This is a genomic window from Streptomyces sp. NPDC057694 (assembly GCF_042799415.1).
GTDB lineage: Bacteria > Actinomycetota > Actinomycetes > Streptomycetales > Streptomycetaceae > Streptomyces.
The window spans coordinates 1-26,321 of the sequence record NZ_JBHVIX010000029.1 but is presented as its reverse complement, the minus strand read 5'-3'; the positions used below and the strand labels follow the sequence as shown (position 1 = coordinate 26,321).

23 protein-coding genes and 1 pseudogene are annotated in these 26,321 nt (G+C 72.1%); 17 read left to right on the top strand and 7 right to left on the bottom strand.

Annotation, left to right across the window (positions count from 1 at the left end; genetic code table 11):
- Positions 1-154: 154 nt before the first annotated feature.
- Together ACFVDP_RS37895 and ACFVDP_RS37890 are read left to right on the top strand one after the other, a co-directional pair.
- The gene (locus tag ACFVDP_RS37895) at positions 155-376 is read left to right on the top strand and encodes a DUF4287 domain-containing protein (protein WP_383500261.1); all 222 of its coding nucleotides are present in this window, start codon (positions 155-157) and stop codon (positions 374-376) included.
- A 95-nt stretch (positions 377-471) separates the two neighbouring features.
- Positions 472-1,155 (top strand): DUF5701 family protein, encoded by a 684-nt coding sequence (locus tag ACFVDP_RS37890; RefSeq protein ID WP_383500259.1) that lies wholly within the window; start codon positions 472-474, stop codon positions 1,153-1,155.
- Between the two features lie 360 nt (positions 1,156-1,515).
- Here the strand turns inward: ACFVDP_RS37890 and ACFVDP_RS37885 are convergent, their stop codons facing one another.
- Positions 1,516-2,097 (bottom strand): hypothetical protein, encoded by a 582-nt coding sequence (locus ACFVDP_RS37885; RefSeq protein ID WP_383500256.1) that lies wholly within the window; start codon positions 2,095-2,097, stop codon positions 1,516-1,518.
- 233 nt (positions 2,098-2,330) lie between these two features.
- On the opposite strand from ACFVDP_RS37885, the gene ACFVDP_RS37880 reads away from it, so the two are divergent.
- From ACFVDP_RS37880 to rbsD, 5 genes are all read left to right on the top strand, one after another.
- Entirely contained in the window at positions 2,331-3,326 is a 996-nt protein-coding gene (locus tag ACFVDP_RS37880) for a LacI family DNA-binding transcriptional regulator (RefSeq protein ID WP_383500253.1), read from the top strand.
- 66 nt (positions 3,327-3,392) lie between these two features.
- Complete coding sequence (locus ACFVDP_RS37875) at positions 3,393-4,928, top strand: sugar ABC transporter ATP-binding protein (RefSeq protein WP_383500249.1); 1,536 nt, start codon at positions 3,393-3,395, stop codon at positions 4,926-4,928.
- Positions 4,915-6,861: a substrate-binding domain-containing protein gene (locus ACFVDP_RS37870; protein ID WP_383500246.1), complete on the top strand. Its 1,947-nt coding sequence runs from the start codon at positions 4,915-4,917 to the stop codon at positions 6,859-6,861. The genes ACFVDP_RS37875 and ACFVDP_RS37870 overlap by 14 nt, the downstream gene beginning before the upstream one ends.
- Positions 6,862-6,908: 47 nt before the next feature.
- On the top strand, positions 6,909-7,808 hold the full coding sequence (locus tag ACFVDP_RS37865) for a ribokinase (protein WP_383500243.1): 900 nt from the start codon (positions 6,909-6,911) through the stop codon (positions 7,806-7,808).
- A complete protein-coding gene (rbsD, locus tag ACFVDP_RS37860; protein WP_383500240.1) occupies positions 7,805-8,194 on the top strand; it encodes a D-ribose pyranase in 390 nt (129 codons plus the stop codon). The genes ACFVDP_RS37865 and rbsD overlap by 4 nt, the downstream gene beginning before the upstream one ends.
- 276 nt (positions 8,195-8,470) lie before the next feature.
- Here rbsD and ACFVDP_RS37855 read toward each other — a convergent pair whose 3' ends face one another.
- Entirely contained in the window at positions 8,471-9,448 is a 978-nt protein-coding gene (locus ACFVDP_RS37855) for a formylglycine-generating enzyme family protein (protein ID WP_383500237.1), read from the bottom strand.
- A 143-nt stretch (positions 9,449-9,591) separates the two neighbouring features.
- On the opposite strand from ACFVDP_RS37855, the gene ACFVDP_RS37850 reads away from it, so the two are divergent.
- From ACFVDP_RS37850 to ACFVDP_RS37840, 3 genes are all read left to right on the top strand, one after another.
- Complete coding sequence (locus ACFVDP_RS37850; RefSeq protein WP_383500234.1) at positions 9,592-10,269, top strand: PadR family transcriptional regulator; 678 nt, start codon at positions 9,592-9,594, stop codon at positions 10,267-10,269.
- A complete protein-coding gene (locus ACFVDP_RS37845; RefSeq protein ID WP_383500231.1) occupies positions 10,266-12,050 on the top strand; it encodes a sulfatase in 1,785 nt (594 codons plus the stop codon). The genes ACFVDP_RS37850 and ACFVDP_RS37845 overlap by 4 nt, the downstream gene beginning before the upstream one ends.
- A gap of 120 nt (positions 12,051-12,170) precedes the next feature.
- On the top strand, positions 12,171-13,505 hold the full coding sequence (locus tag ACFVDP_RS37840; protein WP_383500228.1) for an MFS transporter: 1,335 nt from the start codon (positions 12,171-12,173) through the stop codon (positions 13,503-13,505).
- Positions 13,506-13,525: 20 nt separating this feature from the next.
- Here ACFVDP_RS37840 and ACFVDP_RS37835 read toward each other — a convergent pair whose 3' ends face one another.
- The 3 genes from ACFVDP_RS37835 to ACFVDP_RS37825 are packed head-to-tail and all read right to left on the bottom strand — an operon-like array spanning position 13,526 to position 16,673.
- The gene (locus ACFVDP_RS37835) at positions 13,526-14,323 is read right to left on the bottom strand and encodes a sugar phosphate isomerase/epimerase family protein (protein WP_383500456.1); all 798 of its coding nucleotides are present in this window, start codon (positions 14,321-14,323) and stop codon (positions 13,526-13,528) included.
- A gap of 29 nt (positions 14,324-14,352) precedes the next feature.
- Positions 14,353-15,510: a dihydrodipicolinate synthase family protein gene (locus ACFVDP_RS37830; protein WP_383500225.1), complete on the bottom strand. Its 1,158-nt coding sequence runs from the start codon at positions 15,508-15,510 to the stop codon at positions 14,353-14,355.
- The gene (locus ACFVDP_RS37825) at positions 15,507-16,673 is read right to left on the bottom strand and encodes a Gfo/Idh/MocA family protein (protein ID WP_383500223.1); all 1,167 of its coding nucleotides are present in this window, start codon (positions 16,671-16,673) and stop codon (positions 15,507-15,509) included. Before ACFVDP_RS37825 ends, ACFVDP_RS37830 begins: the two co-directional genes overlap by 4 nt.
- 242 nt (positions 16,674-16,915) lie before the next feature.
- Between ACFVDP_RS37825 and ACFVDP_RS37820 the strand changes: the two genes are divergently transcribed.
- Entirely contained in the window at positions 16,916-17,965 is a 1,050-nt protein-coding gene (locus ACFVDP_RS37820; RefSeq protein ID WP_383500220.1) for a LacI family DNA-binding transcriptional regulator, read from the top strand.
- A gap of 466 nt (positions 17,966-18,431) precedes the next feature.
- A complete protein-coding gene (locus tag ACFVDP_RS37815) occupies positions 18,432-19,199 on the top strand; it encodes an SAM-dependent methyltransferase (protein ID WP_383500217.1) in 768 nt (255 codons plus the stop codon).
- 8 nt (positions 19,200-19,207) lie between these two features.
- Here ACFVDP_RS37815 and ACFVDP_RS37810 read toward each other — a convergent pair whose 3' ends face one another.
- Positions 19,208-20,146: an ornithine cyclodeaminase family protein gene (locus tag ACFVDP_RS37810; protein WP_383500214.1), complete on the bottom strand. Its 939-nt coding sequence runs from the start codon at positions 20,144-20,146 to the stop codon at positions 19,208-19,210.
- A 307-nt stretch (positions 20,147-20,453) separates the two neighbouring features.
- Here ACFVDP_RS37810 and ACFVDP_RS37805 point away from each other — a divergent pair, with 307 nt between their 5' ends.
- The 3 genes and pseudogenes from ACFVDP_RS37805 to ACFVDP_RS37795 all read left to right on the top strand — a co-directional run bounded on the left by ACFVDP_RS37805 (position 20,454) and on the right by ACFVDP_RS37795 (position 22,274).
- Positions 20,454-20,993: a GntR family transcriptional regulator gene (locus ACFVDP_RS37805; RefSeq protein ID WP_383500211.1), complete on the top strand. Its 540-nt coding sequence runs from the start codon at positions 20,454-20,456 to the stop codon at positions 20,991-20,993.
- Positions 20,990-21,420 (top strand): annotated as a pseudogene (locus ACFVDP_RS37800) (winged helix-turn-helix domain-containing protein). The gene ACFVDP_RS37805 and the pseudogene ACFVDP_RS37800 overlap by 4 nt, the downstream one beginning before the upstream one ends.
- 50 nt (positions 21,421-21,470) lie before the next feature.
- Complete coding sequence (locus ACFVDP_RS37795) at positions 21,471-22,274, top strand: inositol monophosphatase family protein (RefSeq protein WP_383500209.1); 804 nt, start codon at positions 21,471-21,473, stop codon at positions 22,272-22,274.
- A 91-nt stretch (positions 22,275-22,365) separates the two neighbouring features.
- Here ACFVDP_RS37795 and ACFVDP_RS37790 read toward each other — a convergent pair whose 3' ends face one another.
- A complete protein-coding gene (locus ACFVDP_RS37790) occupies positions 22,366-23,793 on the bottom strand; it encodes an alkaline phosphatase family protein (RefSeq protein ID WP_383500206.1) in 1,428 nt (475 codons plus the stop codon).
- Positions 23,794-24,153: 360 nt separating this feature from the next.
- On the opposite strand from ACFVDP_RS37790, the gene ACFVDP_RS37785 reads away from it, so the two are divergent.
- On the top strand, positions 24,154-25,089 hold the full coding sequence (locus tag ACFVDP_RS37785; protein WP_383500203.1) for a GNAT family N-acetyltransferase: 936 nt from the start codon (positions 24,154-24,156) through the stop codon (positions 25,087-25,089).
- 17 nt (positions 25,090-25,106) lie between these two features.
- The gene (locus ACFVDP_RS37780) at positions 25,107-25,910 is read left to right on the top strand and encodes a sugar phosphate isomerase/epimerase family protein (RefSeq protein ID WP_383500200.1); all 804 of its coding nucleotides are present in this window, start codon (positions 25,107-25,109) and stop codon (positions 25,908-25,910) included.
- The last annotated feature ends 411 nt before the right edge of the window (positions 25,911-26,321 follow it).

Genomic DNA, 26,321 nt, shown 5'->3' with positions numbered 1-26,321 from the left:
ATATCGGGTGCTACCGAGTGATGCCGGGTGATGCCGGTGGTCCCGGACAATCCGGAATCACGCGCGCGTGGGCGATGAGTTCGGCGCCGTCGCCCGGTCTGAACAGACAGCATCCCGCGTACGGGACCGTGACCGAGACAGGAGCGCAGCCGCCATGACCACCACCCCCGCCGTCAAAGGCCCAGCCAGCTACTTCCCGTCCATCGAGAAGAAGTACGGGCAGCCGATCGCGTACTGGCAGGACCTGATCCGTTCCTCGCCGCTCACCCGGCACATGGAGCTGGTGGGCTGGCTGAAGAGCGAGCACGGGCTGGGTCACGGGCATGCGAACGCGCTGGTCGCGCACACGCTCGCCGAGGCGCGCGCCGGGAAGTGAGCGTGGTGGCGTCCCGCCGGGCGCTCAGGGAACTCACAGGAACGGCCGGCCGTTGTGGGCACGTCCGCCGTACGCGCCCTGCCCGAGGGAGTCCCGTGTCCGACAACGCCCGCGTCACCGCCTCCGCCCCCTCCCCTTCCGCCCTGCCCCTGCTGCCGTCACCGCCCGTCCAGGCCGAGCGGCTGGTGGAGCTCGGTGTCCACGAGATCGCGGGGCTCGACGCCGCCGCACTGCGCGACTTCGCGAAGGGCACCGAAGGTGCGGCCGGCGAGGGTGCCCTGCTCGTCGTGCACCCGGACCGGGCGCCCGCCTCCGCCCTCGCGCCGCTGCTGCGCCGCGAGGACCGGGCCGGGTTCGTCGTCGTCGACATGACGGACGTCGATCTCTTCGCACCGGTCGAAGCCGTCACGGACCTGCCCGACGCGCCGCTCTATCTGGTCGACCGGCCCGATCGGGGTGACGAGATGGCCAACTGGAGCCCGGACGAGGCGCTTTCCGCCCTCACCGAGCGGGGCCGCTCTCCCCTGCTGCTCGCCGAGGGCATCCACTGGGTGCTTCAGCAGCCCGCGGCCCTGGACCGCAATCACTGCTTCATGACGATCGGCTCGCGGCTGCGCAGGGCGAACGGCTCGCTGGACGCGCGCACCCCCGCGATCTGGATCAGCAACGGCACGGGCCGCGACGGTCGGGAGCGCCGCGGGGCGCCGAAGGTCGGCTGGTGCTGGGCGGGCAACCGGCACACGTGGCTGGGGTTCGGGTCCACCGCGCGGCGCGTATAGATCTCCGACGGGGGCCGGGTGGCTGGGTGCGGCCGCATCGTCCCGGTCGCGCAGTTCCCCGCGCCTCCTATCGGGCTGTCGGTCGGGTACGGGCCGGTGGCCGCTTCTCGCGCAGTTCCCCGCGCCCCTTAACGGGTCGTCGGTCGGGTACGGGCCGGTGGCCGCTTCTCGCGCAGTTCCCCGCGCCCCTGAGGCAGGCGCTGCGCGCCGCCTCCCCTTGAGGCTGCGCTTCGCGCGCCTCTCCTGCGGGGCGGTGGCGCGCCTCTGATGAGATGCCGCACGAAGTGCGCATCTCAGGGGCGCGGGGAACTGCGCGACCAGCCCCCACCCACCCGCGCACGAACGACACCCCAGGTCCCCCTAGATCCCGCCCATCGGCTCCGGATCCATCCGCACAGGCGTCCCCCACACCCGCACCACCTCATAGTCCGTGAACTCGTGCACCAGGCGGTACGCCATCGCCGCGTCGGGCCGCCGCCGCTGCGCCGCCAGATACAGATCCGCCTCGCGGCGATCGTGGCGCGGGGTACCGCACAGCTGCCACACCTGCCCGTTCCACATCTCCGGGATCCAGCGCTGCTGGGGCTGGGGGCGGTCCTCGCGTGTGCCGTAGCGCGAGAGGACCGGGCGCTCGGGTGTGGGGGCGGACGCCGGGCCCGTGTACTCCCCCGTGAGCTGGGAGCGGTGCGCCTTGCGGCGGCGCGTCTCGCACAGCAGGCACAGGTCGGGGGCGGACGTCTCGACCGGGCCGTACGGATGCTCCTTGCAGCGGGTCGTCGGCTTCTGGCCCGTCGTCGCGTCGTCGAGCCGGTCGAGCGCGCGCGACAGATCGCCGCGCACCTCGTGGAGCACGTCGTCCGGGGTGTCGGCGGAGAGCTTCTCGCCGTGCTCCCCGAGCACGCGCAGGGCGCGGCCTAGTGCGGTGAGCTGCGCGTGGTTCACGGTCCTGTGCTCCGTCTCCGAGAGGTCGGGTCCTACGGCTTCCCACCTTCGCACGCCGCACCGACATCTCCCCCGCTCCCATCACGATCCGGTCACGACAACCGGAACAGGGGTTGCCAGCTACCCGTGTAATCGATTCCAATCCCTCACGTAGGTCGATGTAATCGATTCCATGCACATGTGCGTCCCCTCGACGCCACATGAGCCCCGCACCACCCGGAGGGAGCCGCACGATGGCGAGCATCAAGGACGTCGCGGCCGCGGCCGGGGTCTCCGTCGCCACGGTCTCCCGGGTCCTCAACAGCCACCCGTCCGTGAGCCCGGACGCCCGGACCCGCGTGCTGGCCGCCGTGGAGTCGCTCGGCTACCGGCCCAACGCCGTGGCCCGCTCCCTGCGCACCGACCAGACCCGCACGCTCGGCCTGGTCATCAGCGATGTGCTCAACCCGTACTTCACCGAGCTGGCCCGCTCCGTGGAGGAGGCGGCCCGCGCCCTCGGCTACAGCGTGATCATCGGGAACGCCGACGAACGGCCCGACCTCCAGGACCACCACGTCCAGAACCTGCTGGACCGGCGCATCGACGGGCTGCTCGTCTCCCCCACCGACGGAGGTTCCCCGCTGATGCTGGGCGCCGCCAGGGCCGGGACGCCGATGGTGTTCGTGGACCGGTGGATCCCGGGCGTCGACGTGCCCGTGGTCCGCTCCGACGGGCGCGCCGCCATCCGCGACCTCGTCGCGCATCTGCACGGGCTCGGGCACCGGCGGCTCGCGATCATCGCGGGCCCCGCCGCCACGACCACCGGCAGCGAGCGCGTCGACGCCTTCCGGGAGGCGCTCGCCAGTTACGAGATCGAGCTGCCGGACGCGTACATCGGGCAGGGTGACTTCCAGGCGGAGAGCGGGCGCCGGGTGACGGACGGGTTCCTGGACCTGCCCGAGCCGCCCCAGGTCGTCTTCGCCGCCGACAACCTGATGGCGCTCGGCGCGCTGGACGCGATCCGCGCGCGCGGGCTGCGCGTTCCCGACGACATCGCGCTCGCCGCCTTCGACGACATCCGCTGGTTCGTGCACACCGATCCGCCGATCACGGCGATCGCCCAGCCGACCGGCGAGCTGGGGCGGGCCGCCGTGCGGGCCCTGGTGGACCGGATCGAGGGACGCGCCCCGGCCTCGGTCACCCTCCCCGCCGAACTCGTCGTCCGCCGCTCCTGCGGCGCCCCCGCCTGACAACAGGCCACGAACACCCCACAACCGCGTACCTCAATCGCCCACCTCAATGGAGAGGAGCAACGGATGAGCAGCTCCGACGAGTTGCTGCGTATCGAAGGGATACGGAAGACCTTCCCCGGTGTCGTCGCGCTCGACAGCGTCGACTTCGACCTGCGCCGCGGGGAGGTGCACGTCCTGCTCGGTGAGAACGGGGCCGGAAAGAGCACGCTGATCAAGATGCTCTCCGGTGCCTACACGCCCGACGAGGGCCGCATCCTCGCGGGCGGCGAGCAGGTCCGTATCCACGGAGCGCAGGACGCCGAACGGCTCGGCATCGCGACGATCTACCAGGAGTTCAACCTGGTCCCCGATCTGACCGTCGCCGAGAACATCTTCCTGGGCCGGCAGCCGCGCCGCTTCGGTCTCGTCGACCGCAAGCAGATGGAGGCCGACGCGGAGAAGCTGCTCGCGCGGGTGGGCGTCAACGTGTCGCCCGGCGCGCGTGTGCGTGAACTCGGCATCGCCCGCCTTCAGATGGTGGAGATCGCGAAGGCGCTGAGCCTCGACGCGCGCGTGCTGATCATGGACGAGCCGACCGCCGTGCTCACCTCCGAAGAGGTCGACAAGCTCTTCGCCATCGTCCGCGCGCTGCGCGAGGACGGCGTCGGCATCGTCTTCATCACGCACCACCTGGAGGAGATCGCCGCCCTCGGCGACCGGGTCACCGTGATCCGGGACGGCCGGAGTGTGGGCCAGGTGCCCGCGTCCACGCCCGAGGACGAGCTCGTACGGCTCATGGTGGGCCGGTCGATCGAGCAGCAGTACCCGCGTGAGCGGCCCGAAACCGGCAGCGCCCTGCTGAAGGTCGAGGGGCTGACCCGCGACGGCGTCTTCCAGGACGTGTCGTTCGAGGTGCGGGCCGGTGAGGTCGTCGGCATCGCCGGGCTCGTCGGCGCGGGGCGCACCGAGGTCGTGCGCGCGGTCTTCGGGGCCGACCCGTACGACAAGGGCTCGGTGGAGGTCGCGGGCGTGGCACTGCCGCGCCACGACGTGAACGCGGCGATGACCGCGGGTGTCGGGCTCGTGCCCGAGGACCGCAAGGGACAGGGCCTCGTCCTCGACCAGTCGGTGGAGGAGAACCTGGGCCTGGTGACCCTGCGCGCCGCCACCCGCGGCGGGTTCGTGGACCGCAAGGGCCAGCACACGGCGGCCGACCGCATCGCCGCCCAGCTGGGCGTGCGCATGGCGGGGCTCGGCCAGCACGTGCGCACGCTGTCCGGCGGCAACCAGCAGAAGGTCGTCATCGGCAAGTGGCTCCTCGCCGACATCAAGGTGCTGATCCTCGACGAGCCGACGCGCGGCATCGACGTCGGCGCCAAGGTCGAGATCTACCAGCTCATCAACGAGCTGACCGCCGCAGGACATGCCGTCCTGATGATCTCCAGCGATCTGCCGGAGGTCCTCGGGATGAGCGACCGCGTGCTCGTCATGGCGCAGGGCCGCATCGCCGGTGAACTCGCCGCCGGCGACGCCACCCAGGACTCCGTGATGGCTCTCGCCGTCAGCACCACCGCACCCACCGGGAAGACCGAGAAGGAGGCCGACCGTGGCCGCCACTGACACGCTCAAGAGCAAGCCGGGCACCGGTGGTGCCGCGCAGCTGCGCAGACTGCTGCTCGACAACGGCGCGCTGACCGCGCTGATCGTCCTCGTCATCGCGCTCTCCGCGCTGTCCGGCGACTTCCTGACCACCGACAACCTGCTCAACATCGGTGTCCAGGCGGCCGTGACCGCGATCCTCGCCTTCGGTGTCACCTTCGTGATCGTCGCGGCGGGCATCGACCTGTCGGTCGGTTCGGTGGCCGCGCTGTCGGCGACCGTCCTCGCGTGGAGCGCCACGCAGCACGGGGTGCCGGTCGTCCTCGCGGTGGTGCTCGCCGTCGCGACCGGCATAGTCGCCGGTCTCGTCAACGGTTTCCTCATCGCGTACGGGAAGCTGCCGCCGTTCATCGCGACGCTCGCGATGCTGTCGGTGGGGCGCGGTCTGGCGCTGGTCCTCTCCGACGGCTCGCCCATCCCGTTCCCCGACTCGGTCTCGCACCTCGGTGACACGCTCGGCGGCTGGCTGCCGGTGCCGGTGCTCGTGATGGTCGTCATGGGGCTGATCGCCGCCGTGATCCTCGGCCGTACGTACATCGGCCGTGCCATGTACGCGATCGGCGGTAACGAGGAGGCGGCCCGGCTCTCCGGGCTGCGCGTGAAGAAGCAGAAGCTCGTCATCTACGCGCTGTCGGGCCTGTTCGCCGCCGCCGCGGGCATCGTGCTCGCCTCCCGGCTCTCCTCGGCGCAGCCGCAGGCCGCCGACGGCTACGAGCTGGACGCGATCGCCGCCGTCGTCATCGGCGGTGCCTCGCTGGCCGGTGGCACGGGCAAGGCGTCGGGCACGCTGATCGGCGCGCTGATCCTCGCGGTGCTGCGCAACGGCCTCAACCTCCTGTCGGTGTCCGCGTTCTGGCAGCAGGTCGTCATCGGTGTCGTCATCGCGCTCGCGGTGCTGCTCGACACGCTGCGGCGCAAGGCCGGGGCCACGCCGGTCACCTCCGGCGGCGGCGGGAACAAGGGCAGGCAGGCGGCGACGTACGGGCTCGCGGCGGTCGTCACCGTCGCGATCGTCGGCGCCACGTCCTTCCTGCACGGCGGTTCGTCGGCGTCCGACAAGCCGAAGGTCGGCCTGTCGCTGTCGACCCTCAACAACCCGTTCTTCGTGCAGATCCGGGCGGGCGCCCAGGCCGAGGCGAAGAAGCTGGGCGTGGACCTCACCGTCACCGACGCGCAGAACGACGCCTCGCAGCAGGCCAACCAGATGCAGAACTTCACCAGCTCCAGCCTCGACGCGATCGTCCTCAACCCGGTCGACTCGGCCGCGGCGAGCAACTCGGTGGCCGCGGCGAACAAGGCCGGCATGCCGGTCGTCGCCGTCGACCGCGGGGTGGAGAAGGGCAAGGTCGCCACCCTCGTCGCCTCCGACAACGTCGCGGGCGGTGTGCTCTCCGCCAAGACGATGGCCGAGAAGCTGGGCGGCAAGGGCAAGATCGTCATCCTTCAGGGGCAGGCCGGCACGTCGGCCGCGCGCGAGCGTGCGGCGGGCTTCGAGAAGGGCCTCAAGGCCTACCCGGGCATCAAGGTCCTCGCCCAGCAGCCCGCCGACTTCGACCGCACCAAGGGCCTCGACGTGATGTCGAACCTGCTCCAGGCGCACCCCGACGTCCAGGGCGTCATCGCCGCCAACGACGAGATGGCGCTCGGCGCGGTCAAGGCGCTCGGCTCGAAGGCCGGGAAGTCGGTGCCCGTCATCGGCTTCGACGGCGAGGCCGACGGCATCAAGGCGGTGGAGGCGGGCACGATGTACGCCTCGGTGGCGCAGCAGCCGCGTGAGCTGGGCGAGATCGCCGTGCGCAACGCGGTGGACGCCGCCCACGGCAAGAAGATCGACCCGGCGGTGAAGGTGCCGGTGAAGGTCGTGACGTCGAAGAACGCGGCAGACTTCAACTGATCCGCCCGACACGCAGTCCGGCATGCAGAAAGACAGAAAGGCAGAGCATGAGCACGTATGACCTCCTCGTCGTGGGGTCGGCCAACGCCGATCTGGTGGTCGCCGTCGACCGGCGTCCCGGCGCGGGCGAGACCGTCCTCGGCTCCGACCTGGTGGTCCACCCGGGCGGCAAGGGCGCGAACCAGGCGGTGGCCGCGGCCCGGCTCGGCGCGCGCACGGCGCTGCTCGCGCGGGTCGGTGACGACGGGCACGGGCAGTTGCTGCGTACGTCGATGGAGTCGTCCGGGGTGGACACCTCGGGGGTGCTCGTCGGCGGGGCGCCCACCGGGGTCGCGCTGATCACCGTCGACCCGTCGGGCGACAACAGCATCGTGGTGTCGCCGGGCGCGAACGGACGGCTCACGCCGGACGACGTGCGGGCGGCCCGTGAGCTGTTCGCGGCGGCGCCGGTGGTCTCCACGCTCCTGGAGATCCCGCTGGACACGGTCGCCGAGGTGGCCCGGTCGCTGGCCGACGGGGCGCGGCTCGTGCTCAACCCGTCGCCGCCCGCGCCGCTGCCGGACGAGGTGCTCGCGGTGTGCGACCCGCTGATCGTCAACGAGCACGAGGCGAAGGTCATCCTCGGTACGGAGCCGGGCCCGGACCCCGAGGAGTGGGCGCGGCAGCTGCTCGCGCTCGGCCCGCGCTCGGTCGTCATCACGCTCGGCGCCGAGGGCGCGCTGGTCGCGGACGCCGACGGGTCGGAGCGCGTCGCATCCGTCAAGGTGAAGGCCGTGGACACGACCGGTGCGGGTGACGCCTTCACGGCGGCGCTGGCCTGGCGGCTCGGCACCGGTGCGTCGCTGGCCGAGGCGGCGGCGTACGCGGCCCGGGTCGGCGCCGCCGCCGTCACCAAGGAGGGCGCGCAGGCCTCGTACCCGACGGCCGAAGAGGTCTCCGCGCTGTGAAGAAGGCAGGCATACTCAACCGCCATCTGGCCGGGGCCATAGCGGAGTTGGGGCACGGGGACGGGGTGCTCGTGTGCGACGCGGGGATGCCGATCCCGGCCGGGCCGCGCGTCGTCGATCTGGCCTTCCGGGCCGGGGTGCCGTCGTTCGCCGAAGTCCTCGACGGGCTCCTCGACGAGCTGGTCGTGGAGGGCGGCACGGCAGCCGGAGAGGTGCGGGACGCGAACCCGGAGACGGCCGCTCTGCTCGCGGAGCGGCTGCCGGTCCTCTCCCACGTCACGCACGAGGAGCTGAAGGCGCTGTCGGCGTCGGCGAAGCTCGTGGTGCGGACCGGTGAGGCGCGGCCGTTCGCCAATGTGCTGCTGCGGTGCGGGGTCTTCTTCTGAGACCCGGGGCACGAAACCGACGAGGGGCCCGGTCCGCGGACCGGGCCCCTCGGGCCTTCCCCCTCCTGCGCCGGAATCCCTCGATCCCCCCAGATCTCCCCCCTCAGGATTCCGACGCAAGTAACGACCCGCCTGGCGCCGCAAAGGTTGCACGGGATTGCGGAAATCTCTTGAGAGATGGCGCGCGGCGGGAGCACGAGGCGCGCAAGGGGCGCGAAAGCGGACGACTCGCGCCCCCTTTTCTGCCTCACTGATCCCCGTACGCCTCCTTGAAGGTCAGAGGTGGGCCCGACTCGTCGTGCGGAAGCCGCAGTTGCCGCTGAAGGAATCGGCGGTGGTGGCGGTGCGGGCCGAGACGCGGTAGCGGTTGCAGTACGAGGGGTGGCAGAGGTACGAGCCGCCGCGCAGGACGTGCCGGGCGTCCGGGGCGTCCGTGGGCGGGCAGCGGGGGTCCCGGCGCGGGGAGCGGGCGTACCAGGTCGGGTCGAAGCCGTCGGCGCACCACTCCCAGACGTTGCCCGCCATGTCGTACAGGCCGAAGCCGTTGGGCGGGAAGGCGCGGACCGGCGCGGTGGCGAACCAGCCGTCGGCGCCGGTGGGGGCGGCGGGGAAGGCGCCCTGGAAGACGTGGCAGCGGTGCGCGCCGCCGGGGGTCAGCTCGTCGCCCCACGCGTAGCGCGCGCCGGACAGGCCGCCGCGGGCCGCGTACTCCCACTGCGCCTCCGTGGGCAGGGCGCGGCCGGTCCACGCGCAGTAGGCGAGGGCGTCGCGCAGGCTCACGTGGACGACGGGGTGGTCGTCGAGCCCGTCGACGCCGCTGAGCGGACCGTACGGGCGGCGCCAGTCGGCACCGCGGACCTCCAGCCACCAGGGGGCGGCCGGGGAACGGCCCAGGACGTCGGCCGGTGCGGCGAGCGCGTAGGCGTGGAAGACCGCCGACGAGCCGGCGCGCTCGGCGTCGGTCACGTGCCCGGTGGCGCGGACGAACCGCGCGAAGTGCGCGTTGGTGACGGTGGTCGTGTCGATGGCGAACGAGGACAACGTGACGGTGTGGACGGGGAGTTCGCCGTCGGCCGGGTAGCCCTCGGCGAAGGCGTCGCCCATGGCGAAGGCACCGCCGGCCAGCGTCCGCTGCTCGTGCGGGAGGGGGTGCAGGCCCGGGACCGCCGGGCGGGCGGTCTCCCTCGGTGGGGGCGCGCCGGTCGGACGGGGGCCCGTGCAGCAGGGCGCCGGAGTTCCCTCGGTCGAATCCATTGACGTGTCCCGCCTCCCACCTATAACACTATGCACCTAGGTGAATCTGCACCTAGGTCAGCATCACGTCAAGGGCGTCTAGGTCGTCGAGGTCGTCGAAGTCGACAACACCGAGGCCGGCGCGTCAGGAGTTGGGGGTTCGCGTGAAGTTCGAGCACGTGCTGCTCGGTGTGCTCGCCATGCGGCCGCAGAGCGGTTACGACCTGCGGCGGTGGCTGGAGCGCGAGGGGCGTTTCCTGCGCTCCGGCGTCCACCAGAGCCAGGTCTACCGGCTGCTCGGCCGGATGACGGACCAGGGGTGGATCACCTGGGAGGCGGATGCCCGGGACGGCGCCCCCGACGCCAAGGTCTACCGGCTCACCGACGCCGGCCGCGAGGCGCTGACCGCCTGGGCCCACTCCCCGTACGAGCCGCCGAGCCGCTTCCAGGACCCCGAGTTCGTCGCGCGCCTGCTGTTCGCCGGGATGCTCGACGCGGACCTGCCGTTGCGGCTCATCGACACCGAACTCGACCACCGCCGCGCCCAGGTCGCGCACTCCCGGGGCCGGGACCGCACGCTCCGCCTGGACCAGGCACTGCCCGAGATCGACGCGCCCCGCACCCGGCTGCTGACCGAGCTGCTGCACCTGGAGGGCGTCCGGCAGATCGACGCCTGGATCGACTGGCTGGAACACACCCGCCGCCTGCTCACGGACCACCGCGACACCGAGCAGGACGTCGGCCACGACAGCGAGCAGGGCGTCCGCCACGACAGCGAGGGCGGGGCCCGGCCCGACAGCGAGGGCGAGGCCCGCACCGGCACCGAGGGAGATCCCGCGTGAAAGCCGTCATGGTCATGTTCGACAGCCTCAACCGCAGGATGCTCCCGCCCTACGGCTGCGACTGGACCCACGCCCCCAACTTCCAGCGCCTTGCCGAGCACACCGCCGTCTTCGACCAGTGCTACGGCGGCTCCATGCCCTGCATGCCGGCGCGCCGCGAGATGCACACCGGCCGGCCGAACTTCCTGCACCGCTCCTGGGGCCCGCTGGAGCCCTTCGACGACTCCGTGCCGCAGATGCTCTCCGAGGACGGCGTCTACACCCACCTCGTCACCGACCACCAGCACTACTGGGAGGACGGCGGCGCCACCTACCACCAGCGCTACAACTCCTTCGAGTTCTTCCGCGGCCAGGAGGGCGACAAGTGGAAGGGCCAGGTCGCCGACCCGGACATCCCGCCCACGCAGACCCTGCGCCGCGGCCGGGTCTGGCGGCAGGACTGGGTGAACCGCCAACACCTCGCCGACCCCGCCGACCACCCGCAGAACCTCACCTTCGACGCCGGCCTGGAGTTCATCGCCGCCAACCGGGACGAGGACCGCTGGTTCGTCCAGATCGAGACCTTCGACCCGCACGAGCCGTTCTTCTCCTACGCCGAGCACAAGAAGCACTACGCCGCCCGCGACGCGGCCTACGACGGCCCGCACTTCGACTGGCCCGACTACAAGCGCGTCACGGAGGACGAGGAGACCGTCGCCCACGCCCGCCACGAGTACGCCGCCCTGCTCACCATGTGCGACACCTCGCTCGGCCGGGTCCTGGACGCCTTCGACGCCCACGGCCTGTGGGACGACACGCTCCTGATCGTCTGCACCGACCACGGCTTCCTGCTCGGCGAGCACGGCTGGTGGGGCAAGAACGTCCAGCCCTGGTTCGACGAGAACATCCACACCCCGCTCTTCGTCTGGGACCCGCGCTCCCGTGCCACCGGCCGCCGCTCCGCGCTCGTGCAGACCATCGACATCGGCCCCACCCTGCTGGACTTCTTCGGTCTGGAGCGCACCCCCGACATGCTCGGCGTCCCGCTCGGGGACACGACCGCCGACGACCGGCCCGTCCGCGAGGCCGGTCTCTTCGGCTCCTACGGCGCCCACGTCAACGTCACCGACGGACGCCACGTCTACATGCGGGCCTGCGTCCGGCCCGACAACCAGCCGCTGCGCGAGTACACGCTCATGCCCACCCACATGGACAGCCGCTTCTCCCCGGGCGAGCTGCGCGACGCGACCCTGGAGGACCCGCTCCCCTTCACCAAGGGCGCCCCCGTCCTCAGCCTGCCGGGCTTCGCCGTCGGCAACCCCTACGCCCTCGGCACCCGCCTCTACGACCTCACCACCGACCCCGACCAGGAACACCCCCTCCTGGACGAGGAGTTGGAGCTGCGCATGGCCACGCTCCTGGTCGAGCGGATGCGGGCCTGCGACGCCCCCGCCGGGCAGTTCACCCGCCTCGGCCTGCCCGCCGAGGGCCCGGTCACCGAGGAGCACCTGCTGGTGCGGGCCCAGCGCGAGCAGGTCGAGCGCTCCAGCGCGCCGCTGCCCTCGGCGGCGGAGTTCCCCGCGCAAGAGCTGTCGGTCACCACCCCGCTGCACCGCATCACCGAGGCGCCGGACGGCACGGACGTCCTGCGGCGGCATCTGCCGATGCTCGCGCACCCGGGCCTGCTGGCGATGGTCGGCGCGATGAGCCCGTTGCAGCTCGCCGCGATGACTCCGGCCGTCGACCGCACCCTGCTGCACGCCCTGCACGCCGACCTGGCACAGGTGGCTCCCGCTTCCTGAGGCCTCCGGCGAGTCCCGGGCGCCGCCCGCCCGGGACTCGCCCCTCCCCCTCCCCGTCCCCGCCCCTCCCCGTCCCCGCTCCTCCCCGTCACGCCGCCGCGCGGCAGAGGTGAGTTCGTCATGCCCGAAAACTCCCCGTCCGTCCCCCTGGCCGGTGCCGGTTCCGGTCCCGCCGCGCCACCGAAGGACCTCGCCGCCGGGCGCCATGTCCCGGGTCGCTGGCGGCAGTTGTCCGTCCTCTCCCCGACGGTGCTGACCGACAACAGCGAATCGTCCGTCGTCAGCACCCTCTTCGCCGCGATGCGCCAGACCCTCGGCATGTCCCTGAGTCACCTGGGCCTGCTCCAGGCGCTCAGCCGGGTGGTCGGCGCCGTCTCCGGCCCGCTGTGGGTCGCCGCCGCGCGGCGCGCAGGCCGCAGGAGCGTCCTGGTCGGCACGGGCCTGTGGATGGGCGGGTGGCTCGCCGCCTGCGGGCTGAGCCAGAACTTCCCGCAGTTGCTCACCTGCTACCTGCTGGCCGCCGTGGGCGCCGCCGCGGGCCAGCCCCTCGTCCACGACGTCGTCGCCGACCTCTTCGACGAGACGTCCCGGGGGCGGGCGATCGGCACGATGTACGGCGCGGTGACCCTGCTCGGCGCGGTCATCGGCCCGCTCGTGGCACAGCTCGCCGAGGCCCCCGGCGGCTGGCGCTCCGGTTTCTACGCGGTGGGCGCGCTGTGCGTACTGGCGGCCCTGCTGGTGCTGTTCCTCTTCCGGGACCCGGGCTCCGGGGCGAGCGAGGCGACGGCGCCCGCCGCCCAGGACACCGCGGGCGCGTTCTCCCGGCAGACCCTGCGCCGCCTCTTCGGCATCCCCACGTTCGGACTCATGGTGGTCCAGCGGCTGCTCAGCGGACATCTGCTGGTCGCCGGGTTCGGCATCGTCTTCCTCACCGAACGCGGCTTCGGCACCGCGACGGCCGCGCTCATCGCGATACCCAGCGGCGTCGGGTACCTGCTCGGCAGCGTGGCCGGCGGCCTGATCACCGACCGCGTCCACCGCGCGAACCCCGAGCACGGGCGCGTCCGCACCCTCCAGGTACTGCAACTCCTCTACGCGGGGCTCGCGTTCCTCGGCACGCAGATCGACTGGCACGGCATCGGCGCCTACCTGCTGCTCTTCGGGGCGATGGCGGCCGTGCAGGGCGCGAATCCCGGCGTCAACCGGCCCATCGTCATGGCCGTCACCCCGCCCGACCTGCGCGGCCCGGCCTTCGCCGTCCTCATCTCCGTCGCCGAGGCGATCGCCTACGCCCTGTTCAACCTCGGCGCCGGGGCGCTGGGCGACGCCCTGGGGCTCCAGACGGTCTTCCTGTGGGTGCTGGTGGTCCTGATGGTGGCCAACGCGGCCTTCTGCGGGCTGCTCCACCGCACGTACCCGCGCGACGTGGCGCGGGTACGGGACGGCGAGGTCTAGGACCTGTCAGGCAGCAGGTTTCAGACGGCGTGCCGGGTGAAGCGTTCGACGGTCTCCGCGAGGACCTCGCGGCCGTCGCGCGCCCACAGCCCGTCGTTGAACAGCTCCACCTCGATGGGGCCCGTGTATCCCTGCTTCTCCACCAGGCCGCGCCAGTACCGCATGTCGATCGCACCGTCGCCGATCTGCCCCCGGCCGTTGAGCACGCCCTCGGGCAACGGCGTCGTCCAGTCGGCGAGTTGGAACGTCGCGATACGTCCCTGGGCTCCGGCCCGCGCGAGCTGCGCGGGCGCCTGGTCGTCCCACCAGATGTGGTACGTGTCGACGCAGACGCCGACCTGGTCGGCCGGGAAGCGTTCGGCGATGTCCAGGGCCTGCGCGAGGGTGGAGACCACGCAGCGGTCGGCCGCGTACATCGGGTGCAGCGGCTCGATCGCCAGCTTCACGCCGCGCTCGGCGGCGTACGGGGCGAGCACCTCGATGCCCTCGGCGATGCGCTCACGGGCGCCCGCCAGGTCGTACGAGCCGGTCGGCAGTCCGCCGGAGACCAGGACCAGGACGTCCGTGCCGAGGGTGACGGCCTCGTCGACGGCGCGCTTGTTGTCGTCGAGCGCGGCCGTGCGCTCGGCCGCGTCGATCGCGGTGAGGAAGCCGCCGCGGCAGTGCGTGGTGACGGTGAGACCGGCGTCGCGCAGCAGTACGGCGGCCTTCTCGACGCCGTACTCCTGGACGGGCGCCCGCCAGGTGCCGACGTTACGGACCCCCAACTCACCGCACGCGTCGACGAGTTCGGGCAGGCTGAGCTGCTTGACGGTCATCTGATTGATGGAGAACAGCGGGTCGGCGCTCACTTGGTCACTCCGTACAGGGCGAGCAGTTGCTTCATGCGGGTCTCGGCCAGCTCCGGGCTCGGGAACAGGCCGAGCGAGTCGGCGAGTTCGTAGGCGCGCGCGAAGTGCGGCAGGGAGCGCGCCGACTGGAGCCCGCCGACCATGGTGAAGTGCTCCTGGTGGCCGGAGAGCCACGCCAGGAACACGACGCCGGTCTTGTAGAAGCGGGTCGGCGTCTGGAAGAGGTGCCGGGACAACTCGACGGTGGGGTCGAGGAGTTCGCGGAAGCCCTTGACGTCGCCCGTGTCCAGGACGCGGACCGCCTGCGCGGCCAGCGGGCCCAGCGGGTCGAAGATGCCGAGGAGGGCGTGGCTGAAGCCGCGGTCGTCGCCCGCGATCAGCTCGGGGTAGTTGAAGTCGTCGCCGGTGTAGCAGCGCACGCCCTGCGGGAGGCGGCGGCGCAGTTCGACCTCGCGGCGGGCGTCGAGGAGGGACACCTTGATGCCGTCGACCTTGTCCGGGTGCGCGGCGATGACCTCCAGGAACGTCTCGGTCGCGGCGTCGAGGTCGGCGGAGCCCCAGTAGCCGTCGAGCGCCGGGTCGAACATCGGGCCGAGCCAGTGCAGGACGACCGGTTCGGTGGCCTGCCGGAGCAGGTGGCCGTAGACGTCGAGGTAGTCCTCGGGGCCGCGGGCGACGGCGGCCAGGGCGCGGGACGCCATGAGGATCGCCTGCGCGCCCGACCCCTCGACGAGCGCGAGCTGTTCCTCGTACGCGGCCCTGACCTCGGCCAGGTCGCGGGCGGGCGCGGTGAGCTGGTCGGTGCCGACACCGCAGGCGATGCGGCCGCCGACGGCCTTCGCCTCGGCGGCGGAGCGCCGGATCAGTTCGGCGGCGCCCGCCCAGTCCAGGCCCATGCCGCGCTGCGCGGTGTCCATGGCCTCGGCGACGCCGAGCCCGTGCGACCACAGGTGGCGGCGGAAGGCGAGGGTGGCGTCCCAGTCGACGGCGGCCGGGGAGTCGGGGTTGGTGTCGGCGAGCGGGTCGGCGACGACGTGCGCCGCCGAGAAGACGACCCGGGAGGCGAGCGGCGCGCCCGTGTCGAAGGAGAGCGGCTCGGCGCGCGGCTCGTACGCCTTCAACCCGCCTTCGGCGGTGGGGAGATGAAGGGTCACAGCGAGATCTCCGGAACGTCCAGGCGGCGACCGTCGGCCGACGACTTCAGACCCAGCTCGGCCATCTGCACGCCGCGCGCTCCGGCGAGGAGGTCCCAGTGGTAGTCGGCACCGGCGTACACGTGCTGGAGGAACAGCTCCCACTGGACCTTGAAGCCGTTGTCGAACTCGGTGTTGTCCGGGACCTCCTGCCACTGGTCGCGGAAGGAGTACGTCGCCGGGAGGTCCGGGTTCCAGACCGGCTTCGGGGTGGAACTGCGGTGCTGGACGCGGCAGTTGCGCAGTCCGGCGACGGCCGAGCCCTCGGTGCCGTCGACCTGGAACTCGACGAGCTCGTCGCGGTTGACGCGCACGTCCCACGAGGAGTTGATCTGGGCGACGACCGGTCCCTGGGGGCCCTCGATCTCGAAGATGCCGTACGCGGAGTCGTCGGCGGTGGCGTCGTAGGGCTTGCCGTTCTCGTCCCAGCGGGTGGGGATGTGGGTGGTGGCGAGCGCGGTGACCGAGGTGACCCGGCCGAACAGCTCGTGCAGCACGTACTCCCAGTGCGGGAACATGTCGACGACGATGCCGCCGCCGTCCTCCGTGCGGTAGTTCCACGAGGGGCGCTGGGCCTCCTGCCAGTCGCCCTCGAAGACCCAGTAGCCGAACTCGCCGCGCACGGACAGGATCCGCCCGAAGAAGCCACCGTCGATGAGGCGCTTGAGCTTGAGCAGGCCCGGCAGGAACAGCTTGTCCTGCACGACGCCCGACTTGACGCCCTTCTCCCGTGCCAGGCGGGCCAGTTCGACGGCGCCTTCGAGGCCGGTGGCGGTGGGCTTCTCGGTGTAGACGTGCTTGCCGGCGGCTATCGCCTTCTTCAGGATCTCCTCGCGGCCCGAGGTCATCGCGGCGTCGAAGAAGATGTCGACGCTGTCGTCGGCGAGTACGGCGTCCACGTCGGTGGAGATGTTCGCCGGGTCGAGCCCGTGCCGCTCGGCGATCGCCTTCAGGGCGTGCTCGCGGCGGCCCACCAGGACCGGCTCGGGCCACAGGACCGTGCCGTCACCGAGGTCGAGGCCGCCCTGCTCGCGCAGCGCGAGGATGGAGCGGACGAGGTGCTGGCGGTAGCCCATGCGCCCCGTCACACCGTTCATGGCGATGCGCACCGTCTTGCGTGTCACGTGAGTCCCTTCGTCCGGCCGGTGAACCGTCCTGGCGGCGAGGCGTCCTGCCGCCGTGGCCCGGCGTACGCGAAATCCGCGCCTGCCCCATCGATATCCCGTGTTCGATATCCCGTAGCAAGCGCTTTCTACCTAAGGAGAAGCTAGCCTCTGCACAGCCGCTCGGACAAGAGCGGATACGCGGCGGATGACAGCGGACACCACAGCCGACACCAGCCGCATACCAGTCGGAGGATGACTCGATGACCGTGACCCTTGCGGACGTGGCAGCCCGCGCGCAGGTGTCCCCCGCCACCGTCTCGCGCGTGCTCAACGGCAACTACCCGGTCGCCGCCGCCACCCGCGAGCGGGTCCTGAAGGCCGTGGACGAGCTGGACTACGTGCTCAACGGTCCGGCGAGCGCGCTCGCCGCCGCCACGTCCGACCTGGTCGGGGTGCTGGTCAACGACATCGCCGACCCGTTCTTCGGGATCATGGCGTCCGCCGTGCAGTCGGAGATCGTCGGCCCCGGCGGTCGCGCGGGCGGTGAGAGGCTCGCGGTGGTCTGCAACACGGGTGGTTCTCCGGAACGCGAGTTGACGTACCTGACACTGCTCCAGCGTCAGCGCGCGGCCGCGGTCGTTCTGACGGGCGGGGCGATCGAGGACGCCGCCCATGTGACGGCGGTGGCCTCGAAGTTGAGGCGGCTCGCGGAGGCCGGTACGCGGGTGGTGCTGTGCGGGCGGCCGCCGGTGCCGGACGCGGACGCGGTGGCGCTGACCTTCGACAATCGCGGCGGCGGCCGGGAGTTGACGGAGCATCTGCTGACTCTCGGGCACCGGCGCATCGGCTACGTCGCGGGGCCCGAGGAGCGGACGACGACCCGGGACCGCCTGGAGGGCCACCGCGAGGCGCTGACCGCCGCCGGGGTCGGCGAGTCGGACGGCCTGGTCGTGCACGGTCCCTACGACCGGGCGGCGGGGTACGCCGCGACGGTGGAACTCCTGCGCAGGGATCCGTCGTTGACCGCCGTGGTCGCCGCCAACGACACGGTCGCGCTCGGCGCCTGCGCGGCCCTGCGGGAGGCCGGCCTGCGCATCCCCGAGGACGTCTCGGTGGCGGGCTTCGACGACCTCCCCTTCAGCGTGGACGCGGTGCCCGCCCTGACGACGGTCCGGCTTCCCCTGGCGGAGGCGGCGGCGCGGGCGGGACGCATCGCGATGGGGCGGGAGGCTGCGCCGGCGGGTGGGGTGGATGTGGTGGGCGGGGAGTTGATGGTGCGGGGGTCCACGGGGGTGCCGCGGGCGTCGTGACGGTCACGCTGTTGGGGTGAGGTGTTCGTTTTCGGGGGTGGGTCGGTGGGGGTGGTCGTGGGTTGTCGGTCGGGTGCGGGTCGGTGGGGCTGGCCCCAGGTTGTCGTTCGGGTGCGGCCCGGTGGGACTGGTCGCAGGTTGTCGTTCGTCCGCGGCCCGGTGGGGCTTCTCGCGCAGTTCCCCGCGCCCCTGAAGCATGCGCTGCGCGCAGCTTCCCCCTGAGGCTGCGCTTCGCGCGCCTCCGCCCTGGGCAGGGGGTGCGCCCCACCTCGGACTGGTGGCGCGCCTCTCCTGAAACGTGGGGGCGCGCCTGTGATGAGATGCCGCACGAAGTGCGCATCTCAGGGGCGCGGGGAACTGCGCGACCAGCCACGACGCGACCCGCACCCGACCGCCAACCCCACAGGGACGCGGACCGCGAAAACCCCCTCGTGCGGACGCCCACCCCCACGTACCGTTACCCGCCATGACCGAAACCCAGGACCTCCCACCGCGCCTCACCCACCTCACCTTCCACGGCCCCCTCTCCGAGCCCCGGGCCAAGGGCATCGTCGACCGCCTGGCGCTCGCGGAGCCGACCACCGTGCTCGACATCGGCTGCGGCTGGGGCGAGTTGATGCTGCGGGTGCTCGAAGCGGCGCCCGGGGCGACCGGGGTCGGGATCGATCTCAACGGTGAGGATCTGGCCCGGGGCCGTACGGACGCCGCCGCCCGCGGTCTCTCCGGCCGCGTCGAGTTCCTGGAGAAGTCCGCCACCGACGCCGCGCCCGACCCCGCCGACCTGGTGCTCTGCCTCAGCGCCAGCCACGCGCTCAGCGACGCCGAACCGCCCCGCCACACCACGGAGGCGCTGCACGCGCTGCGCCGCCTCGTCACGCCGGGCGGCCGGGTGCTGCTCGCCGAGGGGTACTGGCAACGGCCGCCGACGCAGGACGAGTTGGCCGCGATGTGGCCGGACGCCAGGGCCGACGAGTACGACGACCTGGCGGGGCTCGTAGACCGCGCCGTGGAGGCCGGGTTCCGGCCCGCCTGGGTCGAGACGGCGAACCGTGACGAGTGGGAGACGTTCGAGTCCGGCTACCAGGCGGACAAGGAGGTCTGGCTGGCCGGCCACCCGGACCACCCGCTGGCCGGGGAGACCCGCGAGAAGCTGGACGCGCACCGGGCCAACTGGCTCAGGGGCTACCGCGACGTACTCGGCATCGCCTACCTCACCCTGGTCCCGGTGGGCTGACCCGCACCTCAGGCGAGGAAGTCGACCTCGCGGCCCGCGCCGTCGCCCCGCCGCCGCGACTCCTCATAGGCCAGCCAGGCCAGGGCAAGGTCCTGCCACGGGAGGCCGACCGGGGCGTAGACGGTGACGGCCCCGGGCGGCGGGCCGGCGCCGTTCAGGATCTCCCCCAGAACCGGGGTGGCGCGTACCGAATCAGCCGCACCCCCAAGAGAGCCCAACACCCCACTCTCAAGGGCGAGTTCCCGGTCATCGACGACCAAATATGCAGCCCGCAGCAGATCGGTTCCCAGTTCCAGCTTGCCGGGCTCGTCCGCGCCGAGCGTCGTGAAGTGCTGCCCGGGCCGGGCTTGGCCGAGGCCGAGGAGCGGGGTGCGGGACCAAGTCGACAGGAGGACGATGTCGGCCGCGTCGGCGATCGCCGCGGGGTGCGGTGCCGTACGCGCGTCATGACGGTCGGCGAACGCCCGCGCCCGGCCGGGATCCACGTCGTGGACCCACACCTCCCCGATGTCGCGCAGGGCGCGCAGTCCCCGCAGCATCAGCTCGGCCTGCGCGCCCGCCCCGATCACCCCGACCGTGCGCGCCTCCGCCCGGGCCAGCGCGTGCGTCCCCAGCGCGGCGGCGAGCCCGGTCCGCCAGGCCGTGACCGTCGCCGAGTCGAGCAGCGCCAGGAGCTCTCCGTCGACCCCGCTGTGCAGACAGACAACGCCACGCAGGGCGGGCGTCGCACCGGGGAATTTGGCGTTGACCTTCACCGTGTAGGCGGGGACCCCGGGCAGCACTCCTGGGATCAGCGCCGTCGCCGTACCGGCAAAGGGAAGCCCGGCGATCACCCGCCGACCACCGGCCCCGGGCACGGCGACCCGAAACCCCGCCGCCAGCGCCTCGGCGCAGGCGGCCGGGTCGAGGAGGGCGAGGAGGTCGGTACGGGTGAAGAGGCGGGTCATGGAGGGGATCATCGCAGCGCCGGGCAGGCCGCACGCCGGACAGCGCCCACTCAGTCCAGGCTGTCGCCGGGCGCCGGAATCCGCGCTCCCCCGCTCCCCCGCTCCTGCGCTCCCCCCGATCCGCAGCGCATCGGCGAGGCACTCGAAGAGGCGCAGGCTCAGGTGTCTCAGTTCTGCGTAGGTCGACATGAGATCGCCCAGTACAGCCCGGAGGGAGTCCAACGCACCTGCCGCAGAGTTTCATCGGATGAGCCTCGCCACGATGAGGACTGGGACACGCCGAGCCACGGGAGGCACCATGGTCGGCATGAGCGACTGGACGAGCACCTCGATGCCGTACCTGGCCCCGCCCGTCGAGGGCGCCCCGTCGGACGTATGGGGTGCGGAGGCCTCGGCTCAGGGGCGTCGGGGAACTCAGCGCATCGCACAGGCCGGAGAAGTACCCGCGCCGCCGGCCGTCGCGGCGCTGCTCGGCATGGAACCGGGCAGTCCCGTGGTCGTCCGCCGCCGCATCATCGAACTCGACGACACACCCTGCGAGTTGACGGACACGTATTACCCCGCGGACATCGCCCGGGGTACGCGCCTCACAGGCACCGGCAAGATTCGCGGCGGCGCCGTCGCACTGCTCGCCGAGCTCGGCCACGTAGGAGTACGCGTGCAGGAAGACGTCACCGCACACATGCCGGACGCCGAGGAGCGGGCGGAGCTGCACCTGGCGGAGAACGAGCCCGTGCTGCACATCGCCCGCCTCACCCTCGACGCCGACGGCCGTCCGATCCAGGCGGACCTCATCACCATGCCCGCCCGCCGCCAGCGCCTGCGCTACGAGATCCGGATCGGCTGACCGTGCCCCGTACCGACCCCGACGCCTTCGACCGCCGCCCGTTGCACGAACGGATCGCCGCCGATCTGCGCGACCGGATCATGAGCGGCGTGCTGGCTCCCGGAGCGAAGATCCCGTCGACCGTGCAGCTCAAGGAGCGTTCAAGGCGTCCGGCGCCAGCGTGCAGAAGGCCCTGCAACTCCTCAAGGGCGAAGGGCTGGCCATCAGGCGTGCCGGGGCGGCAGTCACGGCCCGCGCGCATCGCACAGCGGTGCGTCGTACGCCGTCAACTGCTGCCCCTTGATGAGGAGCCGGCGGAACCGGTCGCTTCCTACTACCCCTTGGGCATTGCTCGGTCCACAGCAATGACGGCAGACCGGTCGAAGCCACGGTGATGGTCAAGGCCGGTCATCTCTACGAGTTGCGGTACGAGTTCACGGCGGAGTAACTCCGTAAGCGGCCGTGTCCGACCGCCGCCCCCGGGGCTACTGTGCGCGCATGACGATCACGGACGCGGCGCCCGACGCCGAACTCGCCCTCACCGCCGCCGCGGCCGGCGCCGCGGTCGTGCGGGTGATGTACGACGACAGCGCACTGGAGCGGTTCGACAAGGGCGGCGGTGACTTCGCGACCGCCGCCGATCTCGCCGCGGAGGACGCCGTCCTCGGTGTGCTGCGGGCCGGACGGCCCGACGATGCCGTGGCGGGGGAAGAGAGCGGGGAGAGCGGGCTCCCGGGGGCGCGGCGGCGGTGGCTGGTGGACCCCCTGTGCGGGACCCTGAACTACGCCGCGAAGAACATGCTCGTCGGCGTCAACGTGGCTCTCAGGGTCGATGGCGAGGTCACGGCCGCCGCCACCGCCGACCCGTTCTCGGGGGAAGTCTTCTGGACCGACGGTGAGCGCGCCCTGGTCCGTGAGGGCGGCGTCGACCGGGCGTTGGCTCCGTCCGCCGCGTCGCGGCTCGTGGACATCAACATGGATACCGCCGACCCCCGTTCGCCCGAGTTCCGGGGCGCCCGGATCATCGCCGCACCGGAGTTCGCCGACCGCTTCCGGCCGCGTGTCGTATCGACGACGCTGGCCGTCGCCTGGGTCGCCGCCGGGCGACGGGCCGCGTACGTGACCGACGGGCAGCTGCGTGACAGCGTGCACTTCAGCGCCGGGATCGGCCTGTGCCGAGCCGCGGGGTGCGTGGTGACGGGGATCCTCGGCGAGCCGCTGCACACCGGGGCGGGCGGGCTCGTCGTGGCGGCCGACGCGGAGACCCACGCCGCGCTGGTGGGGATCGCGCAAGCCGTCTGAGGCATCGGCAGGCACCCACGGTGTGGCCGCCGAGCGGGGGCCACACCCCGCTCGGCGGCCGGTGTCCGGGAGGTGCCGGAGCCGTGCCGGGCTACACGTGCGGCCGGCGTCCCGGCTCCTGGTGGGGGAACTTCTGGTCGGCGCCCGGGAGGGTCGGCTTCGGGAGGGTGGCCACCTCTTCCTTCGCCTGGGCCAGCTGCTCGGCGGTGTCGTCGGGCAGGCGGGGCGCGCGGGGCTTGGCGTGGGAGAAGCGGAAGGCCGAGGTGAGGTCGCCGAAGGTGTCGCGGCGCCAGTCGGAGATGTTGGGCTCCTCGACGCCCGTGAAGCTCTCCAGGAACTGGAGCGCCGAGGTGTGGTCGAAGGTCTCCGAGGCAACCCAGCCGCCGACCGTCCAGGGCGAGATGATGATCGCGGGGACGCGGAAGCCGCCGCCGATGGGCAGACCCTTCACGAACTCGTCCGCGGTGCCCGCCGGGGGCGTGGGCGGCGCGACGTGGTCGAACAGGCCGTCGTTCTCGTCGTAGTTGAGGATGAAGGCGGTCTTCGCCCAGACCTTGGGGTTGCTGGCTATCGCCTCTATCTTCTGGGCGACGAAGTCGGCGCCGGCCGCCGGAAGGTAGTCCGGGTGCTCCGACTGGTAGCTCGTCGGCATGATCCAGCTCACCGCCGGGAGGCGGTCGTTGCGGGCGTCGTCCTCGAAGGTGCCCTCCGGCTGCGGACGCACCCCGCGCTCGTAGAGGTCCGAGCCGGGCTGCGCGTTCTTGAACGACGCGAAGTTCTCCAGCATGTTGCAGCCGTAGTCGTCGTCCTGCTGGTAGACCTTCCAGCTGACACCGGCGGCCTGGAGGCGCTCCGCGTACGTCGTCCAGCGGTAGGGCTGCGGCGCCGTGTTGTTGAGGATGGGGCCGCCCTGCGTGCCGCCGGGGTCGATGCTGCCCGTCATCCAGTAGAGCCGGTTGGGCCAGGTCGGGCCGAAGACCGAGCAGAAGTAGTTGTCGCAGATGGTGAAGGTCTCGGCGAGCGCGAACTGGAAGGGGATGTCCTTACGGGTGTAATACCCCATCACGTACGGGCCGTTGACGCCGTCGGCCTTGCGGTGCGCGGGCAGCCACTGGTCCATCTTCCCGTTGTTCCACGCCTCGTGCTGCACCGACCAGGCGTGCGACGTGGAGGGGATGGCCTGGGCGCTGGTGGAGTGGGTGTCCAGGTGGAACGGGAGCAGGTACCCCTTCGGGTTCTCCGCGTCGGGCTGGTAGAAGACCGAGCGGCCGCTGTCGAGCTTCAGCGCATGGGGGTCGTTGAAGCCGCGCACGCCCTTGAGCGTGCCGAAGTAGTGGTCGAACGAACGGTTCTCCTGCATGAGCATCACGACGTGCTCGATGTCGCGCAGCGAGCCCTTGCGGGGCGGGCCCGCCGCGACCGCCTTCTGGACGCTGGGCGGGAGGAGGGAGAGTGCCGCGGCGCCGCCGACGGCTCCCGCCGCGGAACCGAGGAGTCTGCGTCGGGTCAGTTCGGCCATGGAAAGTTCCCTGTCTGCTCGGGTCCGGCTGTCGCCGCCTGCATGCCAACGGCCCGTGTCGCACGGGCCGTTGGATCAACAGTGCGCTCCGCCGGATGTGACGCAGAGGAGGCCCACGATGAAATCAGGGACAACGCACGGCAAGGGCTTGGCCAACCCATGGGCCTGGACCCGGACACTTGGCACACGCCATACCTGCCGTATACACGGACTTGAATCGGCCCCCGCGCCGCAGCCCGCCCACGTCGGCATCCGTGGACGGCCCCCGGGTCCGGGCGTACGCTGAGCGGCACCCGAAACCTCTGACTGAGTCAACTGTCCGCGCCGCTGTCCGCGCCACGAGGTACCCGCGAGGTGACCATGACCGTGCACGACATCCGGTCCTTCAACCGCTTCTACACGAACGTGATCGGCGCGCTCGACTACAGCCGCCACCTGTACGCCCCGTACACCCTCACCGAGTCCCGGGTCCTGTACGAGCTTGCGCACAGCGAGCACGTCGACGCCGCCGACCTGCGCACCCGGCTCTCGCTCGACGCGGGGTATCTGAGCCGCATCCTCGGCAAGTTCGAGCGGGCGGGCCTGGTCGAGCGCGGCTCGTCGGACAAGGACTCCCGGCGCCGCCGCATCACGCTCACCGCACGCGGCCGCGGCGCCGCCGAACTCCTCGACGAGCGCTCACGGGAACGCGTCGGCACGCTGCTCGCCTCGGTTCCGGCGGGTGAGCGCGAGCGGCTGGGCGACGCCCTGCGCACCGTCCGTCGACTGCTCGGCGACGGCCGCGCGACCCCGCACCCCGACGACGTGCTGCTGCGCGAACCGGGCCCCGGCGACCTCGGCTGGATCGTCGCGCGCAACGGCGCTCTGTACGCGGCCGAGTTCGGCTGGAACACCGACTACGAGGGCCTGGTCGCCCGCATCGTCGCCGACTTCGCCGAGGACCACGACCCGCACCTGGAGCGGGTGTGGATCGCCGAGCTGGACGGCCGTCCGGTGGGCTGCGTGATGTGCGTACGCGACGAGGCGCCCGGCACGGCCCGGCTGCGCCTGCTGCTCGTCGAGCCCGAGGCACGCGGTCTCGGCATCGGCGACCGGCTGGTGCGCGCCTGTACGGACTTCGCGCGGGGCGTCGGCTACCGGGAGATGGTGCTGTGGACCAACGATGTGCTGAAGTCGGCCCGTTCGATCTACCAGCGGCACGGATTCGTCCTCGTCGGCGAGCGGCCGCACCGGTCCTTCGGCGCCGATCTCGTCGGACAGGACTGGAAGATGGCCCTCCATAAGTCGGTGGACTGACGGGTAGGGTCCGCCCCATGAAACTGGCGTTCTCCACCCTCGGTGTCCCTGGTCTCCCCCTCGACGACGTGCTGCGCCTCGCCACCACGCACGGCTATCACGGTGTCGAGCTGCGCGCGCATCCCGAGGAGCCGGTCCATCCGGGCATCGGTGCGGACGAGCGGGCGGACGCCGCCGCACGGTTCAAGGCGGCCGGTGTCGAGGTGGTCGGTGTCGCCGGGTACGCGCGGGTGGCGGCGCCCGCCGCCGACGACGGGCCCGTGCTTGACCAGGTCCGTGAACTGGTCGATCTGGCGCGGGACCTGGGGGCACCGTACGTGCGCGTGTTCCCCGGCGGGGGTGACGAGCAGAGCGCCGAGGAGGCCGACGCGACGGCCGCGCGGCGGCTCGGGGTCGCCGCCGAGTACGCGGCCGAGCGCGGTGTACGCGTCCTGCTGGAGACCCATGACTCGCACCGCACCGGCGCCGCCGCGTCCCGGGTCGCCGGGCTCGTCGGCCACCGCAACGTGGGCGTTCTGTGGGACGTCATGCACACCTGGCTCGGCGGCGAGCAGCCCTCGGCCTCGTATGCCGCGCTCTCTCCCTACCTCGGCTATGTCCAGGTCAAGGACATCGCCGGGCCCGACGACACGACGCCGCTCGCGCTGGGGGCCGGGGTGCTGCCGCTCGCCGAGTGTGTGGAGGTGCTCAGCCGGGAGGGGTGGGACGGGTGGTTGTGCTGGGAGTACGAGGCCCGCTGGTACGAGTCGGCTGCGCCGCTTTCCGGGTTGCTGGGCGCGGGGCGGGAGTTGCTGGGCCGGCTCCTCACCGAGTCGGCGTAAGGGGTTCGTCGCCGGGCGCGGCTCCCGTCGTGGCTGGTCGCGCAGTTCCCCGCGCCCCTGAGGCAGTCGATCGAGTGCCGCTCGCGTCGTGGTTGCTCGCGCAGTTCCCCGCGCCCCTGGGTCATCGACCGAGTCCCGCTCTCGTCGTGGTTGCTCGCGCAGTTCCCCGCGCCCCTGGGTCATCGACCGAGTCCCGCTCTCGTCGTGGTTGCTCGCGCAGTTCCCCGCGCCCCTGGGTCATCGACCGAGTCCCGCTCTCGTCGTGGTTGCTCGCGCAGTTCCCCGCGCCCCTGGGTCATCGACCGAGTCCCGCTCTCGTCGTGGTTGCTCGCGCAGTTCCCCGCGCCCCTGGGTCATCGACCGAGTCCCGCTCTCGTCGTGGTTGCTCGCGCAGTTCCCCGCGCCCCTGGG

Bases quoted from the DNA above. Each gene is read 5' to 3' on its own strand.
- ACFVDP_RS37790 (WP_383500206.1), bottom strand. From the start codon at position 23,793: ATGGCCGAACTGACCCGACGCAGACTCCTCGGTTCCGCGGCGGGAGCC.
- ACFVDP_RS37805 (WP_383500211.1), top strand. From the start codon at position 20,454: ATGAGCGACTGGACGAGCACCTCGATGCCGTACCTGGCCCCGCCCGTC.
- ACFVDP_RS37855 (WP_383500237.1), bottom strand. From the start codon at position 9,448: ATGGATTCGACCGAGGGAACTCCGGCGCCCTGCTGCACGGGCCCCCGT.
- ACFVDP_RS37835 (WP_383500456.1), bottom strand. From the start codon at position 14,323: ATGACCGTCAAGCAGCTCAGCCTGCCCGAACTCGTCGACGCGTGCGGT.
- ACFVDP_RS37795 (WP_383500209.1), top strand. From the start codon at position 21,471: ATGACGATCACGGACGCGGCGCCCGACGCCGAACTCGCCCTCACCGCC.
- ACFVDP_RS37815 (WP_383500217.1), top strand. From the start codon at position 18,432: ATGACCGAAACCCAGGACCTCCCACCGCGCCTCACCCACCTCACCTTC.
- ACFVDP_RS37865 (WP_383500243.1), top strand. From the start codon at position 6,909: ATGAGCACGTATGACCTCCTCGTCGTGGGGTCGGCCAACGCCGATCTG.
- ACFVDP_RS37785 (WP_383500203.1), top strand. From the start codon at position 24,154: ATGACCGTGCACGACATCCGGTCCTTCAACCGCTTCTACACGAACGTG.
- ACFVDP_RS37875 (WP_383500249.1), top strand. From the start codon at position 3,393: ATGAGCAGCTCCGACGAGTTGCTGCGTATCGAAGGGATACGGAAGACC.
- ACFVDP_RS37880 (WP_383500253.1), top strand. From the start codon at position 2,331: ATGGCGAGCATCAAGGACGTCGCGGCCGCGGCCGGGGTCTCCGTCGCC.
- ACFVDP_RS37820 (WP_383500220.1), top strand. From the start codon at position 16,916: ATGACCGTGACCCTTGCGGACGTGGCAGCCCGCGCGCAGGTGTCCCCC.
- ACFVDP_RS37840 (WP_383500228.1), top strand. From the start codon at position 12,171: ATGCCCGAAAACTCCCCGTCCGTCCCCCTGGCCGGTGCCGGTTCCGGT.
- ACFVDP_RS37780 (WP_383500200.1), top strand. From the start codon at position 25,107: ATGAAACTGGCGTTCTCCACCCTCGGTGTCCCTGGTCTCCCCCTCGAC.
- ACFVDP_RS37895 (WP_383500261.1), top strand. From the start codon at position 155: ATGACCACCACCCCCGCCGTCAAAGGCCCAGCCAGCTACTTCCCGTCC.
- ACFVDP_RS37810 (WP_383500214.1), bottom strand. From the start codon at position 20,146: ATGACCCGCCTCTTCACCCGTACCGACCTCCTCGCCCTCCTCGACCCG.